The 5,350-nt window shown below is 58.8% G+C and carries 5 protein-coding genes; 3 read left to right on the top strand and 2 right to left on the bottom strand.

Going from position 1 to position 5,350, the window contains the following annotated elements; genetic code table 11:
- Positions 1-476: 476 nt before the first annotated feature.
- The 3 genes from ACIGXX_RS44025 (at position 477) to istB (ending at position 3,631) form a co-directional block, all read left to right on the top strand.
- Positions 477-704, top strand: coding sequence for a hypothetical protein (locus tag ACIGXX_RS44025; RefSeq protein ID WP_105815179.1), 228 nt, complete (start codon positions 477-479; stop codon positions 702-704).
- Positions 705-1,335: 631 nt separating this feature from the next.
- Positions 1,336-2,841 (top strand): IS21 family transposase, encoded by a 1,506-nt coding sequence (gene istA / locus ACIGXX_RS44030; RefSeq protein ID WP_132020947.1) that lies wholly within the window; start codon positions 1,336-1,338, stop codon positions 2,839-2,841.
- Entirely contained in the window at positions 2,834-3,631 is a 798-nt protein-coding gene (gene istB / locus ACIGXX_RS44035) for an IS21-like element helper ATPase IstB (RefSeq protein ID WP_059740757.1), read from the top strand. The genes istA and istB overlap by 8 nt, the downstream gene beginning before the upstream one ends.
- 5 nt (positions 3,632-3,636) lie before the next feature.
- On the opposite strand, the gene ACIGXX_RS44040 is transcribed toward istB, so the two are convergent.
- Positions 3,637-3,954 carry an enoyl-CoA hydratase-related protein gene (locus ACIGXX_RS44040; RefSeq protein ID WP_364870190.1) on the bottom strand — a complete coding sequence of 106 codons (318 nt, stop codon included), beginning with the start codon at positions 3,952-3,954 and terminating at the stop codon, positions 3,637-3,639.
- Between the two features lie 166 nt (positions 3,955-4,120).
- A complete protein-coding gene (locus ACIGXX_RS44045; RefSeq protein ID WP_105819075.1) occupies positions 4,121-5,332 on the bottom strand; it encodes an acyl-CoA dehydrogenase family protein in 1,212 nt (403 codons plus the stop codon).
- Positions 5,333-5,350: the final 18 nt, after the last annotated feature.

Consider the following 5,350-nt stretch of genomic DNA (forward strand, 5'->3'; position numbering starts at 1 on the left):
CCCGGATCGCCGGAGTGACGCGTCGACGCCCGGGAAAACGGTTGATTCAGTGATCGCGAACGGTGTGGACCGTTCGCCGCCTCGTAACCAGTTTCTTCGTCAGCTTCCTTTCGAATCGTTGCTCATCTGGCGCGCATTATTTCGACTGTTTGAATGGCCGGTTGTTTTGTTGTTTTAAAATCGAGTAACCTGATGAAAATCCTGCCAAACAAAATCGTACGTCGCAATCGAAATACTCAAATGCCGCCTTGATATTGCAATGCTTTACATTTTCAACGAGTTTCAATTCCGATATAGAGGGTCGGAAATATTCATTTCATCGCGACCCATAGCAGGCTTGCATTGCGCGGGAACACCACATTGGATGATGGAGCCGATTTAAATACCTTTGCCGGCACGGAAAATTTGTTTGATCGAAAGAAAATAAATTAAACAGTTCAAACGATTTAAATAATGATCGCCGGTATTTTATTAGGTTGCATGACATCAAATACTGGGAAACTCGGGTCCCTCACGGCCAATGCCTCGCGGGGCCGTCGGCGCGCGAATACGTGCCGGCACGCCGCTGCGTCACGATCAATTGCCGGCAACGTCTGCAGAACCGGCAACGCGCCGACCGTCCGATCGTCGTGATCGACGCGCCGTCGAGCTGGATGAAACGCATCGGCGGCAATCTCCGCCGCGAGCCGCCAGTCCCCCTGTAGGTTCGCAGAAAAGGTGGTCTCTGCGGTCCATATGAATCAATAGCTTGAGCACCTTTTCTGAGAATTTCGCTCGGGAAAAGTGGCAGAAAAGGTGGCCTTTTCCTATAAAATTCGCAGAAAAGTTGGCCTCCGACCGAAGCAAACTTTATAACACCCGAAAAATCAAACACTTACGCACAGATCAGGACCAGTGAACAAGTGGCGCTCGTGGATCGAGATGGCGTCCCTTAGGCCGCACACGAACTCGTTGACCGTCAAACCGTTGGAGAATGTGTGCTTAAACATCGAGCAACGGTACGGGCGGCGGCGAGTTCGAATAGATTCGGTCACTCTGATCACGCATGTTTGATCTGCAGTGCCAGATAGAGATTGCCTCGACGTTCGAGCCTGCGAGAGATCACGGTAATCATCAACTGTATAGGCCGAGACCTGACCGGTCAGTCAACGTCAGATCAGGTCTCGGACAATACGACCGCTCGTTGCCAATGGCGGTGATCGACTGCGGATTCAACCCGTCTGTTGATGTCCGGGCAGAACTGACCCACTAGAGCTGGAAATTTTCATCGAATTTTGACCCACGTGATTGAATGCTCTGCTCAATCTTTGAGCAGGGGATACAAAGGTGATCACGGTGGGTATATTGGCCAAGATCAGGCGGATGTATTTCCGCGAGAAGGTCCCGTTGCGCGAGATTGCGCGGCGTACGGGCCTGTCCCGAAACACGGTGCGCCGCTGGCTGCGGCAGACTGATGCCGTCGAGCCGAAGTATCCGAAGCGCGTCAGCCCGAGCGTCATCGACGACTGGGCCGCACAGCTGACAGGTTGGCTGCGTGCCGACAGTCATCGCCCGAAGCGTGACCGGCGCACCGCCCGGTTCATGTTCGAGGCGATCCGCGCCGAGGGTTACGCCGGCAGCTACGGCCGGGTGAGCGCGTTCGTGAGGCGTTGGCACGAGGAGCAGGCTGAGGCGCCTCGCAGGAAGGCCTTCGTGCCGCTCGCCTTCGAACCCGGCGAAGCCTTCCAGTTTGACTGGAGCTGCGAATACGCGTTTGTTGGCGGGCTGCGGCGACGCCTGGAGGTCGCCCACGTCAAACTTAACTCCAGCCGCGCGTTCTGGCTCGTCGCCTATCCCACACAGAGTCACGAGATGCTGTTCGATGCGCACGCCCGCGCGTTCGCCGCGTTCGGCGGCGTGCCGCGGCGCGGCATCTACGACAACATGAAGACCGCCGTGGACAAGGTTGGCCGCGGCAAGGAGCGTGCGGTCAACGCGCGCTTCGAAGCGATGTGCAGTCACTACCTGTTCGAGCCGGAGTTCTGCAACCGGGCTGCAGGCTGGGAGAAAGGCATCGTCGAGAAGAACGTTCAGGACCGGCGACGTCAGATCTGGCACGAAGCAGCGCTACGGCGCTGGGAAACGCTGGAGATCCTGAACGAATGGGTCGCTGGTCAGTGTCGTGAGGCGTGGCACATGCGGCACCCGCAGTGGCCTGAGCTGACAGTCGAGGATGTGCTGCAGGACGAGCGTACCCGGCTGATGCCCAATCCACGGCCGTTCGACGGCTACATCGAGCAGACCCTGCGAGTCTCGTCGACCAGCCTGATTCACTTCCAACGCAACCGCTACAGCGTGCCCACCGAGTACACGAACCAGTTGGTGAGCGTGCGCTGCTATCCGGCATATCTCAGCGTCGTCGCCAACGCCCAGGAGATCGCACGCCACGAACGCAGCTTCGAGCGGCACATGACCTTCTACGATTGGCGCCACTACGTCACGTTGGTCGAGCGCAAACCCGGCGCACTGCGCAACGGCGCGCCGTTCATCACGATGCCGCAGCCGCTGCAACTGCTGCAGCGGCATCTGCTGAAACACCCGGGCGGCGATCGCGTCATGACGCAGGTGCTCGCTGCGGTGCGCGAACACGGGCTCGATGCGGTGCTGCTCGCCGTACAGGCTGCGCTGGATTCAGGACGCCCCAGCGCAGAGCACGTCCTGAACGTGCTGAGCCGGCTGAAGGCGCCCGTCACGAATGGCAGCCTCGCCACGACGAAACTCCAGCTCAAGGAAGAGCCCGCGGCCGACGTGAACCGTTACGAGACGCTGCGTGCCAACCCACCGGAGGATCGTCATGTCTAACGATATCGCGGCCCAGCTCAAGGGTCTTAAACTGCACGGCATGGCGAGCACGTGGCCGGAGCTGCTCGCGCAGTCGCGCCACACGGACTTCGAGCCGGAGCGCTTCATGAAGCAGCTGTTGATGGCTGAAACCGCCGAACGGCAGGTGCGCTCGATTGCCTATCAAATGACCGCTGCGCGCTTCCCGGCCCACCGCGACCTGAAGGGCTTCGACTTCGCGCAGGCACACGTCGACGAAGCGCTGGTGCGCGAACTGAGCGAGCTGTCGTTCCTCGAAAGCGCGCACAACGTCGTGTTCATCGGTGGTCCGGGCACTGGCAAGACGCACCTCGCCTCAGCGATCGGAATCGAAGCCGTACAGCGCCACGGCAAGCGTGTGCGCTACTTCTCGACCGTCGAGCTGACCAACGCCCTGGAGCAGGAGAAGTCCATCGGCAAACAAGGCCAGGTCGCCCACAAGCTGATGTACGTCGATCTGGTGATTCTCGATGAGCTGGGCTATCTGCCGTTCAGCCAGACCGGCGGTGCATTGCTGTTCCATCTGCTCTCAAAGCTTTACGAGCACACGAGCGTCGCGATCACGACCAATCTCAGCTTCGGCGAGTGGGCGAGCGTGTTCGGGGATGCAAAGATGACGACAGCGCTGCTGGACCGCGTCACCCATCACTGCCACATCGTTGAAACGGGCAATGAATCGTGGCGCTTCAGGACCAGTTCTGCCAAGGCGAAGACGACAAGAAAGAGAGCAGCAAAACCAGCGGGTAACGAAGAGTTATCCACACCGGAATAGATGTACTACGCTGTCTCGGGGTGGGTCAGATTTAGATGAAATCGGTGGGTTAAGACTCGGTGGAAATCAACAATCGCTCGTATGACCGTATGAATGCTCGGTTCCTGCGTTGCTTTCGGCGTGCCGAATTCCCGGATGTCCGCTCCGGCCGAGAAGCCGCTGTCTGCCCCAGTAATGACAATGGCCCGTACACCCGCGTCGGCTGCTGCTGCGGCCATTGCCTCGACGATGGCGAGACGTGTCGTGTGCCCGAGCCCATTGACCGGTGGGTTGTCGAGCGTGATAACCGCCACGTCATCGTGCACCCTGTAGTGCGCTGTCATGTTCCCTTCCTTTGTATGTGCGGCGCACGGGACGGGGTACCGTGCATCCAGGTTGAGCTATGTCGCTGCCAGTTCGATACAGACAGCTCGATTGGATCCAAAATCAAATAAACACTCGAACGTTCGGCCTTTTTTGAAGGCGAACACGAAATTCTTGTAGTGCCGCTCATCTCGAGCCCCGATAACGGGCCAGTTCCATTCGCCCTATCTGATTGCGATGCACTTCATCCGGACCGTCCGCGATGCGCAGCGACCGTGCGGCAGCATAGGCGTGCGTCAGGAAGCGATCCTGCATTCCATAGCCCCCGCAGGTCTGAATCGCCCAATCGATGACTGTGCATGCCATGCTGGGCGCTGCCACCTTGATCATCGCAATTTCGCGTGCGGCCGCCTTATTGCCGATCGCGTCCATCTTGTGCGCAGCATCCAGCACCAGTAAGCGCGTCTGGTCGATCGAGATACGTGCGTCGGCAATGCGGTGCTGCGTCACCGTTTGGTCGGCAATTGCCCGTCCAAACGCCGTTCGCGACAGGCTACGTGTACACGTCACTTCGAGTGCACGCTCCGCGAGACCGATCAGGCGCATGCAGTGATGGATACGACCGGGGCCGAGACGCCCTTGAGCAATCTCGAAGCCGCGCCCTTCGCCGAGCAGCATGTTCGTTACCGGCACACGTACGTTCTCGAAGACGATTTCCGCATGCCCGTGCGGCGCGTCGTCGAAACCGAGCACCGGCAGATGGCGAAGAATCGTCACGCCGGGCGCGTCGCGCGGCACGAGGATCATCCCTTGCTGACGATAGCGCTCTGCCGCGTCAGGGTCCGTCTTGCCCATGAAAATGAAGACTTTGCAGCGTGGATCGTTGGCACCAGAAGTCCACCATTTCCTGCCATTGATCACGTATTCGTCACCGTCACGCACGATCGAGCTCTCGATGTTCGTTGCATCGGACGAGGCCACAAGTGGCTCGGTCATTGCGAACGCCGAGCGAATCTCGCCACGCAGCAACGGCTCGAGCCACGTCTTCTTCTGCTCCTGCGTGCCGTAACGGACCAGCACTTCCATGTTGCCTGTGTCAGGTGCCGAACAGTTGAAAACCTCCGGTGCCCATGGCACCCGGCCCATGATTTCGCAAAGGGGAGCGTATTCGACGTTCGTCAGTCCCGCCCCATGTTCCGAATCGGGCAGAAACAGATTCCACAAACCTTGGTCCTTCGCGTGCGCCTTCAGCTCTTCAATGAGCGCGATCGGCTGCCAACGGTCGCCGTCGCAGACTTCTCGCTCGTAACGTTCCTCGTTGGGGTACACATATTGATGCATGAATGCCGAAACACGGCGCTGCAGGTCCTTAACCTTTTCCGAAGGTTCGAAGTTCATCTATTCCTCTTCCGAATT

Origin of the sequence: Streptomyces sp. NPDC055243 (assembly GCF_044544025.1) — a bacterium.
Lineage (GTDB): Bacteria > Actinomycetota > Actinomycetes > Streptomycetales > Streptomycetaceae > Streptomyces.